General features: G+C 69.9%; 23 protein-coding genes and 4 tRNA genes. 19 read left to right on the top strand and 8 right to left on the bottom strand.

Features of this window, described 5'->3' with window-relative positions:
• Window positions 1-2: 2 nt before the first annotated feature.
• From ACFU95_RS01590 to ACFU95_RS01570, 5 genes are all read left to right on the top strand, one after another.
• Window positions 3-1,577 (top strand): NuoM family protein, encoded by a 1,575-nt coding sequence (locus tag ACFU95_RS01590; RefSeq protein ID WP_383820117.1) that lies wholly within the window; start codon window positions 3-5, stop codon window positions 1,575-1,577.
• Window positions 1,574-3,097, top strand: coding sequence for an NADH-quinone oxidoreductase subunit N (locus ACFU95_RS01585; protein WP_383820113.1), 1,524 nt, complete (start codon window positions 1,574-1,576; stop codon window positions 3,095-3,097). The genes ACFU95_RS01590 and ACFU95_RS01585 overlap by 4 nt, the downstream gene beginning before the upstream one ends.
• Window positions 3,098-3,329: 232 nt before the next feature.
• Window positions 3,330-4,193, top strand: a complete 864-nt coding sequence (gene htpX, locus ACFU95_RS01580; RefSeq protein WP_370262818.1) for a zinc metalloprotease HtpX — start codon at window positions 3,330-3,332, stop codon at window positions 4,191-4,193.
• On the top strand, window positions 4,190-4,585 hold the full coding sequence (locus ACFU95_RS01575; RefSeq protein ID WP_030046327.1) for a YccF domain-containing protein: 396 nt from the start codon (window positions 4,190-4,192) through the stop codon (window positions 4,583-4,585). Before htpX ends, ACFU95_RS01575 begins: the two co-directional genes overlap by 4 nt.
• Window positions 4,586-4,707: 122 nt before the next feature.
• On the top strand, window positions 4,708-5,274 hold the full coding sequence (locus ACFU95_RS01570; RefSeq protein ID WP_383820109.1) for an SMI1/KNR4 family protein: 567 nt from the start codon (window positions 4,708-4,710) through the stop codon (window positions 5,272-5,274).
• A 221-nt stretch (window positions 5,275-5,495) separates the two neighbouring features.
• Here the strand turns inward: ACFU95_RS01570 and ACFU95_RS01565 are convergent, their stop codons facing one another.
• The gene (locus ACFU95_RS01565; protein WP_383820107.1) at window positions 5,496-6,770 is read right to left on the bottom strand and encodes an APC family permease; all 1,275 of its coding nucleotides are present in this window, start codon (window positions 6,768-6,770) and stop codon (window positions 5,496-5,498) included.
• Window positions 6,771-6,906: 136 nt separating this feature from the next.
• Between ACFU95_RS01565 and ACFU95_RS01560 the strand changes: the two genes are divergently transcribed.
• Window positions 6,907-7,173, top strand: a complete 267-nt coding sequence (locus ACFU95_RS01560) for a GlsB/YeaQ/YmgE family stress response membrane protein (RefSeq protein WP_383820105.1) — start codon at window positions 6,907-6,909, stop codon at window positions 7,171-7,173.
• A gap of 129 nt (window positions 7,174-7,302) precedes the next feature.
• On the opposite strand, the gene ACFU95_RS01555 is transcribed toward ACFU95_RS01560, so the two are convergent.
• Complete coding sequence (locus tag ACFU95_RS01555) at window positions 7,303-7,791, bottom strand: YajQ family cyclic di-GMP-binding protein (RefSeq protein WP_383820103.1); 489 nt, start codon at window positions 7,789-7,791, stop codon at window positions 7,303-7,305.
• A 225-nt stretch (window positions 7,792-8,016) separates the two neighbouring features.
• On the opposite strand from ACFU95_RS01555, the gene ACFU95_RS01550 reads away from it, so the two are divergent.
• Together ACFU95_RS01550 and ACFU95_RS01545 are read left to right on the top strand one after the other, a co-directional pair.
• Window positions 8,017-8,098 (top strand) — tRNA-Tyr (locus ACFU95_RS01550).
• 84 nt (window positions 8,099-8,182) lie between these two features.
• Window positions 8,183-8,395, top strand: a complete 213-nt coding sequence (locus ACFU95_RS01545) for a hypothetical protein (RefSeq protein ID WP_383820100.1) — start codon at window positions 8,183-8,185, stop codon at window positions 8,393-8,395.
• 86 nt (window positions 8,396-8,481) lie between these two features.
• On the opposite strand, the gene ACFU95_RS01540 is transcribed toward ACFU95_RS01545, so the two are convergent.
• The 3 genes from ACFU95_RS01540 to ACFU95_RS01530 form a co-directional block, all read right to left on the bottom strand.
• Window positions 8,482-8,784, bottom strand: a complete 303-nt coding sequence (locus ACFU95_RS01540; protein WP_383820097.1) for a hypothetical protein — start codon at window positions 8,782-8,784, stop codon at window positions 8,482-8,484.
• 2 nt (window positions 8,785-8,786) lie between these two features.
• Window positions 8,787-9,443 carry an SDR family oxidoreductase gene (locus tag ACFU95_RS01535; protein ID WP_383820094.1) on the bottom strand — a complete coding sequence of 219 codons (657 nt, stop codon included), beginning with the start codon at window positions 9,441-9,443 and terminating at the stop codon, window positions 8,787-8,789.
• A 196-nt stretch (window positions 9,444-9,639) separates the two neighbouring features.
• Complete coding sequence (locus tag ACFU95_RS01530) at window positions 9,640-10,902, bottom strand: amidohydrolase family protein (RefSeq protein WP_383820091.1); 1,263 nt, start codon at window positions 10,900-10,902, stop codon at window positions 9,640-9,642.
• A 230-nt stretch (window positions 10,903-11,132) separates the two neighbouring features.
• Here ACFU95_RS01530 and ACFU95_RS01525 point away from each other — a divergent pair.
• From ACFU95_RS01525 to ACFU95_RS01485, 9 genes are all read left to right on the top strand, one after another.
• A tRNA-Thr gene (locus ACFU95_RS01525) sits at window positions 11,133-11,205 on the top strand.
• Between the two features lie 46 nt (window positions 11,206-11,251).
• Window positions 11,252-11,324 (top strand) — tRNA-Met (locus ACFU95_RS01520).
• 90 nt (window positions 11,325-11,414) lie between these two features.
• The gene (rpmG, locus tag ACFU95_RS01515; RefSeq protein ID WP_003948671.1) at window positions 11,415-11,579 is read left to right on the top strand and encodes a 50S ribosomal protein L33; all 165 of its coding nucleotides are present in this window, start codon (window positions 11,415-11,417) and stop codon (window positions 11,577-11,579) included.
• A gap of 132 nt (window positions 11,580-11,711) precedes the next feature.
• Entirely contained in the window at window positions 11,712-12,176 is a 465-nt protein-coding gene (locus tag ACFU95_RS01510; RefSeq protein WP_383820088.1) for a MaoC family dehydratase N-terminal domain-containing protein, read from the top strand.
• 5 nt (window positions 12,177-12,181) lie between these two features.
• Window positions 12,182-12,610: a MaoC family dehydratase gene (locus ACFU95_RS01505; protein WP_383820086.1), complete on the top strand. Its 429-nt coding sequence runs from the start codon at window positions 12,182-12,184 to the stop codon at window positions 12,608-12,610.
• A 164-nt stretch (window positions 12,611-12,774) separates the two neighbouring features.
• Window positions 12,775-13,338, top strand: coding sequence for a TetR/AcrR family transcriptional regulator (locus ACFU95_RS01500; protein ID WP_383820083.1), 564 nt, complete (start codon window positions 12,775-12,777; stop codon window positions 13,336-13,338).
• Window positions 13,339-13,452: 114 nt separating this feature from the next.
• Complete coding sequence (locus ACFU95_RS01495) at window positions 13,453-14,913, top strand: MFS transporter (protein WP_383820081.1); 1,461 nt, start codon at window positions 13,453-13,455, stop codon at window positions 14,911-14,913.
• A 35-nt stretch (window positions 14,914-14,948) separates the two neighbouring features.
• The gene (locus tag ACFU95_RS01490; protein WP_383820078.1) at window positions 14,949-15,329 is read left to right on the top strand and encodes a DUF3291 domain-containing protein; all 381 of its coding nucleotides are present in this window, start codon (window positions 14,949-14,951) and stop codon (window positions 15,327-15,329) included.
• A gap of 86 nt (window positions 15,330-15,415) precedes the next feature.
• A complete protein-coding gene (locus ACFU95_RS01485) occupies window positions 15,416-16,471 on the top strand; it encodes a UDP-N-acetylmuramate dehydrogenase (protein WP_383820075.1) in 1,056 nt (351 codons plus the stop codon).
• A 36-nt stretch (window positions 16,472-16,507) separates the two neighbouring features.
• On the opposite strand, the gene ACFU95_RS01480 is transcribed toward ACFU95_RS01485, so the two are convergent.
• On the bottom strand, window positions 16,508-17,146 hold the full coding sequence (locus ACFU95_RS01480) for an NAD(P)-dependent oxidoreductase (RefSeq protein ID WP_383820072.1): 639 nt from the start codon (window positions 17,144-17,146) through the stop codon (window positions 16,508-16,510).
• Window positions 17,147-17,251: 105 nt separating this feature from the next.
• Between ACFU95_RS01480 and ACFU95_RS01475 the strand changes: the two genes are divergently transcribed.
• Window positions 17,252-17,848 (top strand): TetR/AcrR family transcriptional regulator, encoded by a 597-nt coding sequence (locus tag ACFU95_RS01475; RefSeq protein WP_383820069.1) that lies wholly within the window; start codon window positions 17,252-17,254, stop codon window positions 17,846-17,848.
• A gap of 41 nt (window positions 17,849-17,889) precedes the next feature.
• On the opposite strand, the gene ACFU95_RS01470 is transcribed toward ACFU95_RS01475, so the two are convergent.
• Complete coding sequence (locus tag ACFU95_RS01470; RefSeq protein ID WP_383820066.1) at window positions 17,890-18,927, bottom strand: adenosine deaminase; 1,038 nt, start codon at window positions 18,925-18,927, stop codon at window positions 17,890-17,892.
• A 121-nt stretch (window positions 18,928-19,048) separates the two neighbouring features.
• On the bottom strand, window positions 19,049-20,275 hold the full coding sequence (locus ACFU95_RS01465; protein WP_383820063.1) for a pyridoxal phosphate-dependent aminotransferase: 1,227 nt from the start codon (window positions 20,273-20,275) through the stop codon (window positions 19,049-19,051).
• A 283-nt stretch (window positions 20,276-20,558) separates the two neighbouring features.
• On the opposite strand from ACFU95_RS01465, the gene ACFU95_RS01460 reads away from it, so the two are divergent.
• Window positions 20,559-20,631, top strand: a tRNA-Trp gene (locus tag ACFU95_RS01460).
• Window positions 20,632-20,701 lie beyond the last annotated feature (70 nt).

The following is a 20,701-nucleotide window of genomic DNA, read 5'->3' as shown; positions in this document are numbered from 1 at the left end:
GCGTGATCGATATCAGCGAGTCCGTGATGCAGTTCCTTCTGGCGTTCGTCGTCGTCGGCCCACTCCTCGGCGCGGCCGCCGCTCTCCTGCCCGCCCCGCCTGGGCTGAAGGGGAAGTCGCCCGAGCAGGCGGTGCTGCGGCACGGTGTGACCGTCACCGGCGCGGTCCTCATCGCCGCGATCGTCCTCGCGCTCGGCTTCGACCACGACCAGCCGTCGAAGATGCAGGCCAGCACGGACATCAGCTGGATCCCCGCACTCGACGTGCGCATCCACCTCGGCGTCGACGGCATTTCCCTCCCCCTTCTGGTCCTGACCGCGCTGCTGACCTTCCTCTGCGCGCTCTACTCCTACTTCAAGATGCCGTCGGGCCCGACCCCGAAGGCCTTCGTCGCACTGCTGCTCGTCCTGGAGTCCGGCACCCTCGCGAGCTTCGCCGTCCTCGACCTGCTCCTCTTCTTCCTCGCCTTCGAGATGGTCCTCATCCCGATGTACTTCCTCATCGCCCGCTGGGGCGGTGAGGGCCGGGCCGAGGCCGCCTGGAAGTTCATCCTCTTCACACTGCTCGGCTCCGTGGTCATGCTGCTCGGCCTGCTCCTGATCGGAATCAAGGCGGGCACATTCGACATGGTGGCACTCGCCACTGACAACGGCCGGTCGCTGACCGCATCCGTGCAGGTCATCGCCGTTTTGGCGATCGGGATCGGGCTCGCGGTCAAGACGCCGATGTGGCCGCTGCACAGCTGGCTGCCCGACGCCCACACCGCCGCGCCGACCGTCGGGTCGGTCCTGCTGGCCGGTGTGCTGCTGAAGATGGGCACGTACGGGTTCGTCCGCATCCTCCTGCCGATCGCCCCCGACGGCTTCGCCGACTTCGCGCCTTACCTCGCCGCCTTCGCCGTCGTCGGGATCATCTACGGATCCCTGGCCTGCCTCGCCCTCGCCAAACAGGGCGCGAAGGGCGACCTCAAGCGGCTCATCGCCTACTCCTCCGTCGGACACATGGGCTTCGTCCTGCTCGGCATCGCCACGATGACCCCGACAGGAGTGAACGGCGCCCTGTTCGCCAACATCGCCCACGGCCTCATCACCGGCCTCCTCTTCTTCCTGGTCGGCGCGCTGAAGGACCGCACGGGCACCACCGACCTCGACGCTCTCGCCGAGCAGACCGGCGCCGCGCTCTACGGCAAGGCACCGCGCCTCGGCGGCATGCTCGCGTTCGCCGCGGTCGCCTCCCTCGGGCTGCCGGGCCTCGCCGGGTTCTGGGGCGAGATGCTCGCACTGTTCGGCGCGTTCGAGCCCGCCCCCGGCCTCAGCCGCCCGGCCTTCCTCACCTTCATGGCGATCGGCGCCTTCGGCACCCTGCTCACGGCCGCCTACCTGCTCGTCGTGGTCCGCCGCGTCTGCATGGGCGCCGCACCACAGGACGCCCCGAAGCTCGCCGACGTCCAGACGTACGAGTTCGCGGCCTGGACCCCGCTCGTCGCCCTCACCGTCGTCGCCGGACTGTGGCCGAAGACCCTCCTCGGCCTGACCGACCCGGCAGTGCAGCAGCTCCTCGCAGGAGGCACCCGATGAGCTCCCTGGCCCAGCCCCTGGCCGAAGCGGTGGTCCAGTCCGTCGACTGGCTCGCCATCGCTCCGCCCACGGTCGCGGCGTTCGCCGGACTCGTGGCCCTCGTCGCCGACCTGTTCGTCGCGGAGCACAGGAAGGCCCTGCTCGGCTGGACGTCCGTGGCCGGCCTCGCCGCCTCGTTGCTCCTGCTCCTGCCCCTCCTCGACGGCGACCGCTCCACCTTCTGCCTGACCGGCGACGCCGGAGTCTGCAGCTACACGGCCGACCGGTTCACCCTCGTCATCCAGTTCCTGGTCCTCGGCGGCGCTCTCCTCGCGGCCCTCCTGTCGGTCACCGCCCTCAAGGACGCCAACAAGGAACTCCCCGAAGGGGAGTTCTGGTTCCTGCTGCTCTCCTCCGCCGCCGGAGCCGCCCTCCTGCCCGCCTCCCGGGACCTGGCGACCCTCATCGTCGCCCTCGAAGTGGCCTCCCTCCCGGCCTTCGCGCTGGTCGGCCTCCGCCACGGAGACCGCAAGTCCTCCGAAGCGGCCCTGAAGTTCTTCCTGTCCTCGGTCACCGCGACCGCGGTCAGCCTCATGGGCATCAGCTTCGTGTACGCCTCCACAGGCACCCTCTACCTCACCCAGATCGCCGACCGGATCCAGAACGTCGACGGACAGCTCCAGACCCTCGCCCAGACCGGAGTCGTCCTCACCCTGGTCGGCTTCGCCTTCAAGACGGCCGCCGTCCCCTTCCACTTCTGGGTGCCGGACACCTACGTGGGGGCGCCGCTGCCGGTCGCCGCCTACCTGTCGGTCGTCGGCAAGGCGGTCGGCTTCACCGGTCTGATCCTCGTCACCGTCATCGCCCTTCCGTCGTACGCCGACGTCTGGGGCCCGGCCCTCGCGGCGCTGGCCGCCCTCACCATGACTGTCGGCAACGTCGGCGCACTGCGCCAGCAGGCCACGCACGCGTACAGCGCGGTTCGCCTGCTCGCCTGGTCCTCCGTCGGCCAGGCCGGCTACCTCCTGGTACCGATCGCCGCCGCCGCGTACTCCGACGACGCCGAGCGGTCCATCGGCTCCACCGTCGCCTACGCCCTCATGTACGCCGCCGTGAACCTCGGCGCCTTCGCGGTGGCCGCGCTCGTCGGCCGTACGAAGCCCCTCAACCGGATCAGCGACTACCGCGGCCTGTACGCGCGCAACCCCTTGTCGGCCTTGATCCTGGCCTTCTTCCTGCTCTGCCTCGCCGGACTCCCGCCGGGCATCATCGGCCTCTTCGCCAAGGTCACCGTCTTCTCGGCCGCCGTCGACGCGGGCCTGGGCTGGCTGGCCGTGGTCATGGCCGTCAACGTCGTGATCGCGCTGTTCTACTACCTCCAGTGGACGGCCCTGCTGTTCCGCGCTTCCGAGGGCGAGGCCGTCAGGCACCTCGTCCCCGCGCCACTGACGGCGACGATGGCTCTCACCGCAGTCGTCGGCATCGCCCTGTCCGGAGCTCCCCAGCTGATCCTGCGCTTCGCCGACACCGGCCTGTTCTGAGCCTGACGTCTTCCGCACGCGCGCGTGGAGCACTCAACCTCCGCGCGCGGCCGCACGCCGGCGCCTTCACCCGGACGGCCCACGCCCGCCGCCGCACACACCAGGGAACCCGAGGCCCTCGCCTGGCGTTGACCAGTACAGAAGGGTCCACTGGACGTGACGCCACGGCACCAGTGGCATCGGATATCGACCAGCAAAGGGTTCCCCTGCGGCACGATTTGGAGGGCGTACCGTGCACCGCCGGCACAACGGGCTCAGGACCGCGGTCCTCCTCGGAGGACTGTCCGCAGTCATCATCGTCATCGGCAGCTTCTTCGGCCGGATGGGGCTTGTCGTCGCGGTCCTGATCGCGCTGGGCACCAACGCGTACGCGTACTGGAACAGCGACAAGCTGGCGCTGCGTGCGATGCGCGCCCGCCCGGTCAGCGAGTTCGAGGCCCCCGCTCTCTACCGCATGGTCCGAGAGCTCTCTACCCAGGCCCGCCAGCCCATGCCCCGCCTCTACATTTCCCCGACGGAGGCACCGAACGCGTTCGCGACGGGCCGCAACCCGCGCAACGCCGCCGTGTGCTGCACGGAAGGCATCCTGCGCATCCTCGACGAGCGCGAACTGCGCGGCGTCATCGGCCACGAGCTCAGCCACGTCTACAACCGCGACATCCTGATCTCGTCGGTCGCCGGCGCACTCGCCTCCGTGATCATGTTCCTGGTCAACTTCGCCTGGCTGATCCCGATCGGCCGTTCCGATGACGACGACGGCCCCGGCATCCTCGGCATGCTGCTGATCATGATCCTCGGCCCGCTCGCCGCCACGCTCATCCAGCTGGCCATCAGCCGCTCCCGGGAGTACGAGGCGGACGCGTCCGGCGCCCAGCTCACCGGCGACCCGCTCGCCCTCGCCAGCGCCCTGCGCAAGCTCGAACTCGGCACCAAGCAGCTCCCGCTGCCCCCCGAGCCCCGCATCGAGACCGCCAGCCACATGATGATCGCGAACCCCTTCCGCCCGGGGCAGGGGTTCTCCAAAATGTTCTCCACCCACCCGCCGATGGCGGACCGTATCGCCCGGCTCGAAAAGATGGCAGGCCCCCCACAGTGAAGACCATCCTCAACGTCATCTGGCTCGTCCTGAGCGGCTTCTGGCTGTTCCTCGGCTACATGCTCGCGGGCCTCCTGCTCTGCATCACCATCATCGGCATCCCCTTCGGCATCGCGGCCTTCCGCATCGGCATCTACGCCCTGTGGCCCTTCGGGTACACCACGGTCGAGCGACGCGACGCCGGAGCGCCCTCCTGCATAGGCAATGTCCTGTGGCTGGTCCTCGCCGGCTGGTGGCTGGCCATCGGCCACATCGTCACCGGCCTCGCCCTGTGCGTCACGATCATCGGCATCCCGTTCGGCATCGCCAACTTCAAGCTGATCCCGGTGTCGTTGTTCCCGTTGGGCCGCGAGATCGTGTCGACGAACCAGCCGTTCGCGTCGAGCTGGTAGGCGTCCCGATCGCTGCGAGCCGGTAGCCGAGCGGGGCAGGGCCGACAGGCGCACGTTTTCCACAGTCACGCGGTTGTCCACAGGCCGGACCGAATGTCAGTGGCGGCTTGCATGATGAACGCATGACGGAGAACGAGCAGTTGCTGACGAGGGTGGCGGACAAGGCCCGCACCATCCGCCCGTGGGGCTGGACTTCCCTCCCCGAGCCCGTGGACGCGGCCACCCTGGCCCGCGCCGAGGCCACGCTCGGCTTCCGCCTGCCCTCGCTGCTCGCCGACCTCTACCTGCGTATAGGTGACGGCGGATTCGGTCCGGAGTACGGCCTGTTGCCCCTGCTCGACAGTCCTCCGGCCGGCGAGCCCGCCGCCGTCACGCAGTACCTCGCCAACCGGGAGAACGCCCACAAGGACCCCGACTGGCCCTGGCCCGAGGGCGTCCTGCCGATATCCCACTGGGGCTGCGCGATGTACGCCTGCGTGGACTGCCGCAGCCCTCAGGCCCCGGTCCTGCTCTTCGAACCGAACGCCGACGACGCCGACCAGGCGTGGTACGTGGACGCCCCGAGCCTCACGGACTGGCTGCGCACCTGGGTCGATGGCACGGGCTGGTACGAGGAGATGAACGAGGAGTCGGAGATGGCCCCTTGGGCCGACTTCCGTATACGCACCGCTGCGGCGCGTGTGTCCTGAGCGGGCGGGAATCGGCGGCCGGTGAAGGGACCGACGATCCGGCGGAGCGGCTCAAAGGCCACTGCACGCACCCGACGGCCTTCGTATGAGCCCCGTCGGCCACTGAGCGGCCCGGTCATGCCGCACAGCCCGACGGCCGGCCCAGGCCCCCATCAACCTCGGCCCGCTCCTCCCCGCCCGCACCTCGATCCCGCAACAGCGACACACGCGTGTGCGCGGGCCTACTCACCGCCTCGGTCACCCGACCGCTCCAGCACCCACCGCCGCACGCCGTACGCCGCCACACCCACCACCAGCACACCCGCGCCCACCACCACCGAGATCTCCGGGAGCGAGAACGCGAGGACCACGCACCCGAGAAGTCCCACCACCGGAACGAACCTCGAAGGCGCCGCCGAGTCGAGAGTCCAGGCCGACGCATTGGCCACCGCGTAGTACGCCAGCACACCGAAGGAGGAGAACCCGATAGCGCCCCGCACGTCCACCGTGGCCGCCAGGACCGCGACCACGACGCCCACGGCCAGTTCGGCCCGGTGCGGCACCTGGAAACGCGGATGTACGACGGCCAGGGCGCCGGGCAGATACCGGTCGCGGGCCATGGCCAGCGTCGTCCGTGAGACGCCCAGGATCAGGGCGAGCAGCGAGCCCAGCGCCGCGACAGCCGCGCCCACCCGCACCACCGGTACCAGCCCAGGCACCCCCGCCGCCCGCACCGCGTCGGCCAATGGCGCATCCGCCTGCCCGAGCCCCTCCGACCCCAGTACGGAAAGGACAGCCACCGCGACCGACACGTACACCGCCAGCGCGATGCCAAGGGCCAGGGGAATCGCCCGGGGAACGGTGCGCGCCGGGTCCCGGACCTCCTCACCGAGGGTCGCGATCCGCGCGTACCCGGCGAAGGCGAAGAACAACAGCCCAGCGGCCTGAAGCACACCGTCCACCCCGCCCGAGGCCCCCACGTCCAGGCGCCCGGCATCGGACTGCCCGGACCCCAGACTCACGACCACCACACAAGCGAGGACAGCCAGGACCACCGCCACGATCGCCCGTGTCACCCAGGCGGACTTCTGCACGCCGCCGTAGTTCACCGCGGTCAGCGCCACCACTGCCGCGACCGCCACCGCGTGCGCCTGCCCCGGCCAGACGTATACGCCCACGGTGAGTGCCATCGCCGCACAGGAGGCCGTCTTACCGACCACGAACGACCAGCCCGCGAGATATCCCCAGAACTCCCCGAGCCGCTCGCGCCCGTACACATACGTGCCGCCCGACGCCGGATACAGGGCGGCCAGTCGCGCCGACGACGTGGCGTTGCAGTAGGCGACCACGGCCGCGATCGCGAGTCCGACCAGCAGCCCGGATCCGGCCGCGCGGGCGGCGGGTCCCAGGGCGGCGAAGATCCCGGCTCCGACCATCGAGCCGAGCCCGATGACCACGGCGTCGCCGACACCGAGGGTGCGCCGCAGCTCGGAGGGGGTGGAGCCGGACCGTCTCATGGCCGGAACCCTACTGATCGCTGCAACCGAGAGGTGCCGTCGTGACGTCCTGTTCATCAACAGAGCACGAACAAGCGCGCCCGAGATCACAGTGCCGGGAAAGTGCAGGCACAGCGCGGAGGGGCAGGTTCAGGGCATGACGATCATCAGCTGGATCATTCTGGGGCTGTTGGCCGGAGCCATCGCCAAGTTCCTGCTGCCGGGCCGTGACCCGGGCGGCTTCATCGGCACGACGCTCATCGGCATCTCGGGCGCGTTCATCGGCGGCTGGATCTCGGCCCGCTGGCTGGACCACCCGATCACCAAGGACTTCTACGACGGCACCACCTGGGCCGCCGCGATCGGCGGCTCCCTGGTGCTCCTGATCGCCTACCGCCTCTTGTTCGGCCACTCCCGCAACTGAGTCGGGCGAGCACACCCCGGACCGCAGCCAGCAGGCGAGAAGGGTGGGCATCCTGGGGTGTCCACCCTTTCTCGTGAAGCATCGGGCCGAAGCCGCTGCCAGTGCCGAAGCCGGGGTCGGATCAGCTGCTCACCGGTAGTTCACGAACTGCAGCGCGAATTCGAAGTCCTCGCCCTTCAGCAGGGTGATCACGGCCTGGAGGTCGTCCCGGCTCTTGGAGCTGACCCGCAGTTCGTCGCCCTGCACCTGGGCCTTCACGCCCTTCGGGCCCTCGTCGCGAATGATCTTCGCCACCTTTTTCGCGTTCTCCTGGGAGATGCCCTCCTCGATCGACGCGAAGATCTTGTATTCCTTGCCCGAGAGCTGGGGCTCGCCCGCGTCCAGGGCCTTCAGCGAGATCCCGCGCTTGATCAGCTTGGACTGGAAGACGTCGAGGACAGCCTTCACCCGGTCCTCGGAGTTCGCCTCCATCAGGATCTTCTCGCCGGACCACGAGATCGAGGCACCCACGCCCTTGAAGTCGTAGCGCTGCGAGATCTCCTTGGCGGCCTGGTTGAGGGCGTTGTCGACCTCCTGCCGCTCGACCTTCGAGACGATGTCGAAACTGGAGTCGGCCATGTCCTGTGGCTCCTTGTATCGGGGTGCGTATGGGTGCGTGTCGGCGGGCGTGGGGGTGGCCGCCGAGCCCGGGGCGGAACCCGGACCGCATCCGGACAAGCCTAGCCACCCCTCGTCCCCCGGGCGGCGATCAATCGGGTGGCGAAGCACCCCTCCACATCGGGTATTGTTTACGTCGTTGCCACGGAGCGCCGCCAAAAGGCGGTTCGAGCGGCAGCAAACCCCGGCGGTGTGCCCGAGCGGCCAAAGGGAGCAGACTGTAAATCTGCCGGCTCAGCCTTCCCAGGTTCGAATCCTGGCGCCGCCACATTGTGGAAACCCCTCCGCTCTACGGAAACGTAGAGCGGAGGGGTTTTCGCGTTCCGGAGCCAGGCCCGGGCACACTGATCCCATGTCCATGCGCCGCAGAAGCTGCCCCGAGTGCCGTCGTGAGATCGCCGTCGTCGCCGGTCGGTTCGCACGGCACGATCCGCCCGGCGCGCGGGAGAGCGGGGAGCTCGTGTCCTGTCCCGGATCACGCAGACAGGCACAACTCGGGGCCGCGCAGCCCGCGTTGGACGGGTACGTCGTGCCCGACTTCCCCGGTCAGCTTCCGCTGTTCTGAACACTGTTCCGCACACCTGCTCCGCACACCTGCTCCGCGCACCCACCAAGAGCTGGACGCAGAGCCTCGTACGCCGAGTCCCGGCCTCACCCCGAGAACCCCGACGCGGCCGGGCCGCCCGAGGAACGGGCCTGCACATCCATCCGCGTCACCAGCCCGTCCCCGTCGAACCGGTACACGTGCTCGACCGTCTCCTCCGCCCACAGGTCGCCCGACGCATCGCGCATCCCGGGCCGTACGGTCGCCACCACGGCCTCGCCGTCCGTGTCCGGCCGGAGGTCCTCCAGCCGGACGAGGGGATGCCCGGCCGCGAACTGCCGCGCCCAGTACGCGCGTACCGCCTCACGACCGTGCAGCCGGACTCCGTCCAGGACGTTCTCCGAGCTCATCCTCAGTTGCCCGCCACCGACTTGACCGCCACCGACACCGGGGCCGAGCCGCTGATGAGCTCCAGCGTCAGACCGGCCGTGGCAGGGGTGTCGAGCAACTCCGCGAGTGCGGCGGCCACATCGTCGCGAGGGACCGGTCCGCGGCCGGTGTGGGCCTCCAGGCGCACCAGGCCGGTTCCGGCGTCGTTCGTCAGGATGCCGGGGCGCAGGATCGTCCAGTCCAGGCCGGCCAGTCCGCGGACGTACTCGTCGGCTCCGCCCTTCGCGCGAAGGTAGACGTCGAAGACCTCGCTGCCCTCGTGCCTCGGATCCGCCCCCATGGACGACACGACCAGGAAGCGCCGTACGCCCGCCTGGACGGCCGCGTCCGCGAACAGGACCGCCGCGCCCCTGTCCACCGTGTCCTTGCGGCTCGTCCCGCTGCTCGGGCCCGCGCCGGCCGCGAAGACGGCAGCGTCCGCGCCCTGGAGTTGTGCCGCGACTTCCTCGACCGAGGCCGACTCCAGGTCCAGCAGGATCGGTTCGGCACCGGCCTCCCGCAGGTCGTCTCCCTGTTCGGCCTTGCGGATGATCCCCGCGACCTCGTCCCCGCGTGCGGCGAGCAGCCTCTCCAGCCGCAGCGCGATCTGACCATGACCACCAGCGATGACAATGCGCATGTCTCCGACCGTACGCCCGGACGGGCGCATCCGCCGCACGACTTCAGCCACGCCTCACGTCCCGACAGACGCACGCATCACGGCCCCACAGGCGCACATGTCCCGTCCGGACGCCGGGCGCACGAGCTGTCAGCACACGCCTCGCGCGCACCAACGAGCTCCCCGCCCCACTCGCGAGCCCTGGCCGTGCCCCCTCTCAGGACAACTCCCCGCGCCCCTGCCGCGGCAAGCCCAACTCCGCCGCCACGGCCGAGTTGCAGTACTCCCGCACCGCGCTGGTCCGCGCCACCACGCGCCCCCGGTGCACCACGATGCGGCTGTACGCCAGTGACAGCGCCCCCGCCAGCCGATCCCCCCGCACCGCCAGCAACTCGGCCGGGAAGCCCGCCTCCACCCGCACCTCCGGCAGGCCCAGTGCCGCACGCGCCGACGCGCTCACGGCGTCGTACGCGTCCTCGGGGCGCAGCCCGTGGCGTGAGGCCAGCAGGTAGGCGCCCTCCAGCGGGTCTCCGCGTCCCACCGGATTCGCCACGTCCCGCAGCGCGCCGCTTCCGGCAGCGACCCGTACGCCGGCGGCGCGCAGCAGCCGTACGGGCGCCGTGCTCCGCCGCTCCGCGCCCCCGCAGCCGCCCTGCGGCAGGCACACCACCGTCACTCCGGCGGCCGCCAGCTGGTCGGCGGTGCGGGAGGCCGTCTGCGCGGGCAGACGGCCCAGGCCGCCGCAGGGCCCGAGGGCCACGCCGGGGCGCAGTCCGCCGGCCATCGCGGCAAGCCGGGCCAGTCGGGCCGGATCGGTGGCGTCGGTGTGCAGATCGACGGGGCAGCCGTGTTCGGAGGCGACCTCCAGGACGGCCTCCACGTAACCCGTCGGATCCGGGTCCAGATCCGGGCAGCCCCCGACCACCGAAGCGCCCATCTTCAGCGCGTCCCGCAGCATCGCCAGCCCGTCGGCGCCGGCCACTCCGGTCAGCAGCCGGGGCATCGCCACCGTCGTCAACTCGGTGAGCCCGCGCAGTGACCGCCGTGCCTGGAGTACGGCGGTCAGGGCACCCAGCCCCTGAACGTCGCCCACGCGCACGTGTGCCCGCAGCGCGGTCGCCCCGTGCCCGAGCTGGAGCAAGGCGGCCTCGGTGGCCCGGCGCTGGACGTCCTGGGGGTCGTACGAGATCGGTCCGCCCTCGTCGGCGGAGAGCGCGGTGTCGGCGTGGGCGTGCGGTTCGGCCGGGGCCGGCAGGAGCAGGTAGCCGTCGAGGTCCACACGCGTGCCGCACGCGCGCGTGTCCCCCGCCAGGCTTCCGGCCGTCCCGACCGCCTCGATGCGCCCGGCACCCAGCCGTACGTCCACGGTCCGGCCGTCGGTGAGCCGTGCCCCACAGAGCAGCAGTGCACCCGGGTCGGCCGGTCCGGACGAGCCCGACGAGGACGACGAGTGGGGCGGCTGGGGGTGGCTGTCGGGCATCGCGCTCCAGAGGCAAGATCACGCAGAGTGAGTCGAGCCTAGGGTGGCGATACGGCCCTGGCGCGCAGGAGCGCAATAGTCGTACCGGTGTGGTCCGCCGAACGGAGCCGCGCCCCGCGCTACCGCAGTGGCCTGCGAGGCCTCTGCGTGGTGCGCCGTTCGGCCCTCGGCGGGTGCCGCGAAACGGATTTGGGTGAACGGCGGCCGAGCGTGTAATGTCTTCATCGCTCGCCCCAATAGCTCAGTCGGTAGAGCGTCTCCATGGTAAGGAGAAGGTCTACGGTTCGATTCCGTATTGGGGCTCTGGTGTGAGAGGTTCCCGCCGTAAGGCGGGTTCCGATCGCATCACAGCGGTGTAGCTCAGTCGGTAGAGCAAGCGGCTCATAATCGCTGTGTCACCGGTTCAAGTCCGGTCACCGCTACTGACAGTAGCCGATTGCGGGGTCGGTCCTTCGATCGGCTACTCTTTCTTGCGTTAATTCAGTCCCATCCGTTCGTCAAGGAGCACTCACGTGGCTGCCACCGACGTCCGCCCGAAGATCACGCTGGCCTGCGTGGAGTGCAAGGAGCGGAACTACATCACCAAGAAGAACCGGCGTAACAACCCGGACCGTCTTGAGATGAAGAAGCACTGCCCGCGTTGCAACGCGCACACCGCGCACCGCGAGACGCGATAAATCAGGCTCGTACGCGAGGCCGCCCCCTCAGGGGGGCGGCCTCGCGTCGTTTCCGCCCCGGTTACCGGTCGGTTGGGCCGACTCAGGTGAACCAGCAGGTCAACGGCAGCAGACACCAGGAGGTGCCGAGCCATGGCGCTCGACCAGTCCTTCGTGGGGCGGACTTACCCGCCCACCGACCCCTATGAGGTGGGTCGGGAGAAGATCCGTGAATTCGCGGAGGCGGTGGGGGACGCCAACCCGGCGTACACGGACCCGGAGGCCGCCAAGGCGCTCGGTCACCCTGATGTGATCGCCCCGCCGACCTTTGTCTTCTCGATCACTTTCAAGGCCGCGGGACAGGTCGTCCAGGACCCGCAGCTCGGCCTGGACTACAGCCGCGTCGTGCACGGCGACCAGAAGTTCGCGTACACCCGCCCGGTGCGTGCCGGTGACCGGCTGACGGTCACCTCGACCATCGAAGCGGTCAAGACCATGGCGGGCAACGACATCCTGGACGTCCGCGGCGAGGTCCACGACGAGGCGGGGGAGCACGTCGTGACCGCTTGGACGAAGCTCGTGGCCCGCGGGCTGGACGCCGAAGAAGGGGAGGCGTGAGACCGATGGCGGCGAAGATTGCGTACGGTGACGTCGAGGTCGGCACCGAGCTGCCGGCCCAGGACTTTTCCGTGACCCGCGCCACACTCGTTCAGTACGCGGGTGCCTCCGGTGACTTCAACCCGATCCACTGGAACGAGAAGTTCGCCAAGGAGGTCGGGCTGCCGGACGTCATCGCGCACGGCATGTTCACCATGGCCGAGGCGATCCGTGTGGTCACCGACTGGACCGGCGACCCGTCCGCGGTCGTCGAGTACGGCGTTCGCTTCACCAAGCCCGTGGTCGTGCCCAATGACGACCAGGGCGCCACGGTCGAGGTCAGCGGCAAGGTCGCGGCCAAGCTCGACGACAACAAGGTCCGCGTGGACCTGCTCGTGAAGAGCGCCGGGCAGAAGGTGCTCGGGATGTCGCGGGCGGTCGTACAGCTGGCGTGAGCGGCACGCGCGTGCCGTGAGGTAAGGGGCGTTCTCCATGGTGGGGCGCCCCTTACGTATGTCGGTGGCGAGGCGTGGCGGCTTTCGGTGGCGCATCGAGGGCCGCACATTTCGGACGCCGTACCCCTTGACGTAGTTAGTGATTGAGTACTAACTTACTTCTCATGGTCAGGATGAGCGCAGAAGAGAGGCGCGAGAGCGTCATCCGTGCGGCGATGACCGAATTCGCCCGCGGTGGCTACCACGGCACGTCGACCGAGGCGATCGCCAAGCGGGTCGGTGTCTCGCAGCCGTATCTCTTCCGGCTCTTCCCGGGCAAGAGGGCGATCTTCCTGGCGGCGGCAGAGCGCTGCGTGGAGGACACGATCCGCATGTTCGCGGAGGCCTCCGAGGGGCTGGAGGGTGAGGAGGCCCTGCATGCCATGGGGGACGTGTACCGGAAGGTCGTCTCGGAGCAGCCCGAGCGGCTGATGATGCAGATGCACATGTACCTGGCCGTGGCGGCCGCCGAGCAGGAGGGTGACCACGAGTTCGGCGAGGTGGTGCGCGCCGGCTGGATGCGGCTGTGGGACACCGTCCATCTGCCGCTGGGGGCGGACGTCAACGAGACGACGACCTTCATGGCGTACGGAATGCTCATCAACTGCCTGGTGGCCATGGGTTTCCCTCCCCAGCATCGTGTCTGGGCCGGGATGGAGCCGTCGGGGCGGGCTGAGGAGCGGCCCTAGGGGGCGGGGGCGTGTGGTTCGCCGGGCTTTTTCATGGGTTCGAAAGTTAGTGATCAATAACTATTCAGCATGACCGTCCACAGGAATCGGAAACGCATCACCCCTGGGGGAGCGATGTCACACCAGATCGAACAGAACGCGCGAGCAACCGGCCTCGGCGGGGCCGTCTGGGCCCTCGTCATCACCAGCGTCGCCGGATTCATGGCGGCACTCGACAATCTCGTCGTCACCACCGCACTGCCCTCCATCCGCGAGGACCTGGGCGGATCGCTGCCCGACCTGGAGTGGACGGTGAGTGCGTACACACTCACCTTCGCCGTGCTGCTGATGTTCGGTGCGGCGCTCGGAGACCGCTTCGGCCGGCGCCGGCTCTTCCTCGTCGGCATCACGATCTTCACCGGCGCGTCCGCCGCAGCGGCCCTCGCGCCCGGTCTCGACTCCCTCATCGCCGCCCGCGCGGTGCAGGGTGTCGGCGCGGCGATCATGATGCCGCTGACGCTGACCCTGCTGACGGCGGCCGTGCCCGCGGCCAAGCGCGGGATGGCGTACGGCATCTGGGGCGCCGTCAACGGGCTCGCGGTCGCGTCCGGGCCGCTCATCGGCGGCAGCCTCACCGAGCACATCTCCTGGCAGTGGATCTTCTGGCTGAACGTTCCGCTGGGCCTGGCCCTGCTGCCGCTGGCCCGCCTGCGCCTGACCGAGTCGTACGGCACCGGCTCCGCGCTCGACGTCCCCGGCACCCTGCTCGCCAGCGGCGGACTGTTCGGGATCGTGTACGGCCTGGTGCGCGGGCCCGCCGACGGCTGGACCGGCCCTCTGGTTCTCACCGGCCTGTTCGCCGGAGGAGCGCTGCTCGCGGGGTTCGTCCTCTACAGCACCCGGGCCAGGAACCCGATGCTGCCGATGCGGCTCTTCCGTTCCCGGGCGTTCTCCGGGATCAACGCCGCGAGCCTGCTGATGTTCCTCGGCATGTTCGGGTCGATCTTCCTGCTCAGCCAGTACATGCAGGGCGTGCTCGGCTACTCGCCGACCGAGGCGGGGCTGCGGATGCTGCCGTGGACCGGCATGCCGATGCTCGTCGCGCCGATCGCCGGCCTCCTCTCCGACCGCATCGGCGGCCGGCCCGTCGTCGCCACCGGCCTGTTCTTCCAGGCCGCCGGTCTTGCCTACATGGCCTCCGTGGTCACGGTCGACGCCTCCTACTCCGCCCAGCTGCCGGGCCTGATCATCAGCGGCGTCGGGATGGCCCTGTTCTTCGCGCCGGCGGCCAACCTGGTCATGTCCAGCGTCCGCGTCTCGGAGCAGGGCATCGCCTCCGGCGCCAACAACGCCCTGCGTGAGGTGGGAGGGGCGCTCGGCATAGCCGTCATGGCGTCGATCTTCTCCGCGCAGGGTGGCTACGAGACCGGCCAGACCTTCGTCGACGGCCTGCGGCCCGCGCTGGTCACCGGGGCGGCGGTGGTGGCGCTCGCCGGGGTTGCGGCCCTGCTGATCCCGCGCCGAGGGCGAGGCGGCAGCGCCGCGGGTGCGACCGAGCAGGTGCCGGAGCCCGTGCTGGAGCCGGCCTCCCGCTGACCTTCCCGATGACACCCGGACCACGAGGAGCAGTCATGCCCACCCTTCCCTGGACCGTGCCGAACCCCGCGCCACACCACACCGAGGTGCACGTCTTCGCCTCACGCTTCGAGACCCGCACCTTCTGGGGAGCACTGCGCTTCCTCGCCCGTACGCCGGGTGTCTGGCGGCAGGTGAGCCGGGCGTCCGGAGCGTACGGGGCCTCCTTGAAGGCCGAGCCGTTCAAGCGGACCTTCTGGACGCTGTCCGCCTGGGAGTCGCCCGCGGCGCTCAAGACCTTCGCCCGCGAGGGCGTCCATGCCCCGACGTCGCAGGGCCTGTCCGCGCAGATGCGGGGCGCGAAGTTCGCCACGTGGCAGGCGTCGAGCGACGAACTTCCGCTCGACTGGACAGAGGCGTTCCGGCGTCTTACGTGAACGGCACGCGCGCGTGGTGCACGCATGAGCCCCGGCACTTCCCATGGGTGCCGGGGCTGTCGGTGCCGTCTCGTAGTCTTGAGCGCGTGCAGGAACTCCACGACGCCCCCCTCGCCCCCCTGACCACCTTCCGGCTGGGCGGCCCCGCCACCCGTCTGGTCACCGCCACCACCGACGCCGAGGTCATCGACGTCGTGCGGGAGGCGGACGCCGACAGGACCCCGTTGCTGCTCATCGGTGGCGGTTCGAACCTGGTCATCGGGGACAAGGGCTTCGCGGGCACCGCGCTCGTCATCGCCACGAAGGGCTTCGAGCTGGACGGCACCACGCTCGAACTGGCAGCCGGCGAGGTGTGGACCGACGCCGTCGCCCGAACCGTGGAAGCCGGCCTGGCCGGGGTCGAGTGCCTCGCCGGAATCCCCGGCTCCGCGGGCGCCACGCCGATCCAGAACGTGGGGGCGTACGGCCAGGAAGTCTCCTCGACCATCACCGAGGTGATCGCGTACGACCGCCGGGCCGGCGAGACCGTCGTCATCCCGAACGCCGACTGCGCCTTCTCCTACCGCCACAGCCGCTTCAAGGCCGACCCCGAGCGCTATGTCGTCCTGCGCGTCCGTTTCCGACTGGAGGACGCCGACGGACTCTCCGCCCCGATCAAGTACGCCGAGACGGCCCGCGCCCTCGGTGTCGAACCCGGCGACCGCGTCCCCCTGGCCGCCGCTCGCGAGACCGTGCTGAAGCTGCGGACGGGGAAGGGCATGGTTCTGGACCCCGAGGACCACGACACCTGGTCGGCAGGCTCCTTCTTCACCAATCCCATCCTCACCGACCAGCAGTTCGCGGCGTTCCACGCGCGCGTGCGCGAGCACCTCGGCGACGGTGTGGAGCCGCCCGCGTACCCGGCGGGGGAGGGGCACACCAAGACCTCCGCGGCCTGGCTCATCGACAAGGCGGGCTTCACCAAGGGATACGGCACCGGGCGCGCCCGCATCTCCACCAAGCACACCCTCGCCCTCACCAACCGCGGCGGAGCGACCACCGAGGACCTCCTGGGCCTCGCCCGGGAGGTCGTCGCAGGCGTCCGCGAAGCCTTCGGCATCACGCTGGTCAACGAGCCGGTGACGGTCGGAGTCAGCCTCTAGGCCAGGCCCAGGCCTTTCCGTAGCCGCGCCACGCCTTCAGTAGGCGACGCCCACCCCTTGCTTCACCGTCGCCGCGTCGCCGACCATCCCCAGCATCGCGTGGGCCACATCCGCCCGCCCGATGAAGCGCCCCCTGAGCGGAAACCCGCCCACGACGGCGCGGTACCCGCCGGTGAGCGGCTTGTCCTGGAGGCGCGGAGGCCGTACGACGGTCCAGTCGACGGCGCTGCGGGCCACCGCCGCCTCCATCTCCCGCAGATCGGCGTAGATGTCCTTCAGGACCGCCGACACCACGCCGCGCACGGCCCGGTCCAGGAGGCCCTCCCCCTCCGGCTCGGGCCCGACCGGCGCGGCGCTCACCACCATCAGCCGCCGCACCTCCTCGGCCTCCAGGGCGGCAAGCACCGTACGGGTCAGCCGTGCCGCGACCCCTGCGTCCCCGCGGTTACGGGCACCGAGGCCGGACAGCACGGCGTCCCGGCCGGCGACGGCGGGCCGCAGCGCACCGGGGTCCGTGAGATCCGCGCGGAACACCTCCAGCCGGCCCCTGCCGTCGGAGAGGGTGAAGCGCGCGGGGTCCCGTACGACGGCCGTGACCTCGTGGCCGGCATGCAGGGCCTGGCGGACGACTTCCTTGCCTATGCCTCCGGTGGCGCCGAAAACGGTGAGTTTCATGAGGGCTCCCGTATGCGAGACGTGGGTGGGTGAGTATTCACTCACCCCTGCCTCCACTAGAGTGAGTAAGTACTCACCCACCCGTCAAGGGCGATTGGACATCTCATGGAGAACAAGCCGACCCGGGTTCGACTCCTCGACGCCGCATACGAGTTGATGCGCACGGTCGGGCTGGCGCGGGCCACGACGAAGGAGATCGCGCGGGCGGCAGGATGTTCCGAGGCGGCGCTGTACAAGCACTTCGACAGCAAGGAAGAGCTGTTCATCAGCGTGCTCACCGAGCGGCTGCCCCCGCTCCGCCCCCTGCTCAGCAGCCTCGCCGCCGAGCCGGGGCGGCACTCGCTCACGGAGAACCTCACCGAGATCGCCCGCCAGGCGGCCCTGTTCTACGAACAGAGCTTCCCGATCGCGGCGTCCCTCTACGCCCAGACCGAGCTCAAACGGCGACACGACGACGCCGTACGGCAGAAGGGGGCGGGCCCGCACGTGCCGATCCAGGAACTCGACACCTATCTGCGGGCCGAGCAGGAACTGGGGAGGGTCAGCACGGACGCGGACACGTTCGCGGCCGCGTCCCTGCTCATGGGCGCCTGCGCGCAGCGGGCGTTCGCCTACGACGCGACGAAGGAGGCCGTACGGCCGCCGGTGGACGAGTTCGCGGCACGGCTGGCCCGCACGCTGCTCGCGGGCATCGCCGACTGACCGAGCCAGGCGCGCCGCGCGCGGGAGGCGCACCGGGCGGGCTACACGGGCTGGGCGAGCCAGTCGTCCACTCCCGCCAGCAGCTTCGCCTTCGTCTCCTCCGGCGCAGCCGAACCCCGCACGGACTGCCGGGCCAGTTCCGCCAGCTCCTCGTCCGTGAAGGCGTGGTGCCGGCGGGCGATGTCGTACTGGGCGGCCAGACGCGAGCCGAAGAGCAGGGGGTCGTCGGCGCCCAGAGCCATCGGGACGCCGGCGTCGTACAGCGTCCGCAGCGGGACGTCCTCGGGCTTCTCGTAGACGCCGAGGGCGACGTTCGACGCGGGGCACACCTCGCACGTGACGCCCTTGTCGGCGAGGCGCTTCAGCAGTCGCGGGTCCTCGGCCGCCCGCACCCCGTGGCCGATCCGGTTCGCGTCCAGGTCGTCCAGGCAGTCACGGACCGAGGACGGGCCGGTCAGCTCGCCACCGTGCGGGGCCGACAACAGGCCACCCTCACTGGCGATGTGGAAGGCGCGGTCGAAGTCGCGCGCCATCCCACGGCGTTCGTCGTTCGACAACCCGAAGCCGACCACGCCCCGGTCGGCGTACCGCACCGCCAGACGCGCCAGCGTGCGGGCGTCCAGAGGGTGCTTCATACGGTTCGCGGCGACCAGGACACGCATCCCGATCCCCGTGTCCCGCGACGCCGTCTCCACCGCGTCCAGGATGATCTCCAGCGCGGGGATCAGACCACCCAGCCGGGGTGCGTACGACGTCGGGTCGACCTGGATCTCCAGCCAGCCGGAGCCGTCGTTCAGATCCTCCTCCGCGGCCTCCCTGACCAGGCGCTGGATGTCCTCCGGCTGCCGTAGGCACGAGCGCGCCGAGTCATAAAGGCGCTGGAAGCGGAACCAGCCCCGCTCGTCCGTCGCCCGTAGCTTCGGCGGCTCCCCGCTGGTCAGCGCCTCGGTCAGCGCCTCGGGCAGACGTACGCCGTACTTGTCGGCCAGTTCCAGCAGGGTCGTAGGCCGCATCGAACCCGTGAAGTGCAGGTGCAGATGGGCCTTCGGCAGTTCAGAGACATCACGTACACGCTCCATTCCAGGATCCTGCCGTACGTGTCCGCCGTCCCGGTAGCCGTTTCCCTGTTAGTGGTCTTGCTCGCACAAACAAACGGGGCACATACCAAAGCTGGTATGTGCCCCGAGCCGATGCGGAACGTCAGTCGCGCGCCTCGGCCAGCAGCTTCTGGATGCGGCTCACGCCCTCGACGAGGTCCTCGTCACCGAGCGCGTACGACAGCCGCAGATAGCCCGGTGTGCCGAAGGCCTCACCCGGGACGACCGCGACCTCGGCCTCCTCCAGGATGAGCGCGGCCAGCTCGACCGAGTCCTGCGGGCGCTTGCCGCGGATCTCCTTGCCGATGAGGGCCTTCACCGACGGGTACGCGTAGAAGGCGCCCTCGGGCTCCGGGCAGAGCACGCCGTCGATCTCGTTGAGCATCCGGACGATCGTCTTGCGGCGGCGGTCGAAGGCCTCGCGCATCTTCGCGACCGCGTCCAGGTCACCGGAGACGGCGGCGAGCGCGGCGACCTGCGCCACGTTCGAGACATTCGACGTCGCGTGCGACTGGAGGTTGGTCGCGGCCTTCACCACGTCCTTGGGACCGATGATCCAGCCGACCCGCCAGCCCGTCATGGCGTACGTCTTGGCCACGCCGTTGACCACGATGCACTTGTCGCGCAGCTCGGGCAGAACGGCGGGCAGCGACACGGACACCGCGTCGCCGTAGACCAGGTGCTCGTAGATCTCGTCCGTCAGCACCCACAGGCCGTGCTCGACGGCCCAGCGGCCGATCGCCTCGGTCTCGGCCTCGCTGTAGACGGCGCCGGTCGGGTTGGACGGCGACACGAAGAGGACGACCTTCGTCTTCTCCGTACGGGCCGCCTCCAGCTGCTCCACGGAGACGCGGTAGCCGGTCGTCTCGTCGGCGACGACCTCGACCGGGACACCGCCCGCGAGTCGGATCGACTCCGGGTACGTCGTCCAGTACGGGGCCGGGACGATGACCTCGTCGCCCGGGTCGAGGATCGCGGCGAATGCCTCGTAGATGGCCTGCTTGCCGCCGTTGGTGATCAGGATCTGCGAGACGTCGGGCTCGTAGCCGGAGTCGCGCAGCGTCTTCGCGGCGATCGCGGCCTTCAGCTCGGGCAGACCGCCGGCCGGGGTGTAGCGGTGGAACTTCGGGTTCTTGCAGGCCTCGATGGCGGCCTCGACGATGTAGTCCGGGGTCGGGAAGTCGGGCTCACCGGCGCCGAAGCCGATCACCGGACGCCCGGCAGCCTTGAGGGCCTTGGCCTTGGCGTCCACGGCGAGGGTGGCGGACTCGGAGATCGCGCCGACTCGGGCGGAGACCCGGCGCTCGGTGGGAGGGGTTGCAGCGCTCATGGGGCCCATCGTTTCAGACAGGAAACGCGCCCGGCACGGGGGTTTCACAGACTGAACATCAGCTGGACAACTGTGCGGATCCGGGTCGCGGCCAGCGGATCTTGCGCCCGGCGACCCGTGAACTTCGGCCGATCTTTCGCCGACCAACCCTCCCACGGGCACTTTCTGTTCGACGGCGCGCCCAGGACCACGTACACTCTCACCTCGTTGGCCTTCAGCGGCCCGCAGTCACAGGGTGCACACCGTGCACTCGCTCGGATGCGGTACGTTGGGGGACACACAAAGGGTCGTAGCTCAATTGGTAGAGCACTGGTCTCCAAAACCAGCGGTTGGGGGTTCAAGTCCCTCCGGCCCTGCTACACACACCTTCGCCAGGATGTGTGCGCATGTACGTACAGCAATGCACCGCCGTGCGGCTCCAACCGG

This window comes from Streptomyces sp. NPDC057623 (assembly GCF_042800355.1).
Lineage (GTDB): Bacteria > Actinomycetota > Actinomycetes > Streptomycetales > Streptomycetaceae > Streptomyces.
Note: the sequence above shows the minus strand (reverse complement) of the source record. Positions and strands in the feature narration are given on the sequence as shown.